Below are 501 nucleotides of genomic sequence, written 5' to 3'. Positions count from 1 at the left end.
TGGAACGGTTACTGTGCCAGCGCCTTCGTTGACTGTTGCGTCGGCTATTGTTACTGTTGGCGCATTGTCGTTATCGGTGATCGTTACTGTTCCGCTTGGGTCGGTGTTTGTTGTGTTTCCGCTGGTTACTGTGCCATCGACTGTAAAGGTCTCATCGGCTTCATCTATGGCATCATCCGTGATTGGAATCACTACATCGACACTGGTGCTTCCTGCTGGAATGGTTACGGTTGTTGTTGTTACGGTGTAATCGCTTGTGCCGGCTGTGCCTGTTGTCGTTACAATATCCACTACAACGTCTGTTGAACTTACGGTATCTATGCTTACTGGAACGGTTACTGTGCCTGCGCCTTCGTTGACTGTTGCGTCGGCTATTGTTACTGTTGGCGCATTGTCGTTATCGGTGATCGTTACTGTTCCGCTTGGGTCCGTGTTTGCTGTGTTTCCGCTGGTTACTGTGCCATCGACGGTAAAGGTCTCATCGGCTTCATCTATGGCATC

The 501-nt window shown here is 50.1% G+C and carries 1 protein-coding gene; it reads right to left on the bottom strand.

Going from position 1 to position 501, the window contains the following annotated elements:
• Window positions 1-501: Calx-beta domain-containing protein (locus tag ACVC2P_RS04615; RefSeq protein ID WP_452597311.1), on the bottom strand; the 501-nt coding region annotated here is incomplete at both ends.

It is taken from the genome of Pontimicrobium sp. MEBiC01747, assembly GCF_053601635.1.
Note: the sequence above shows the minus strand (reverse complement) of the source record. Positions and strands in the feature narration are given on the sequence as shown.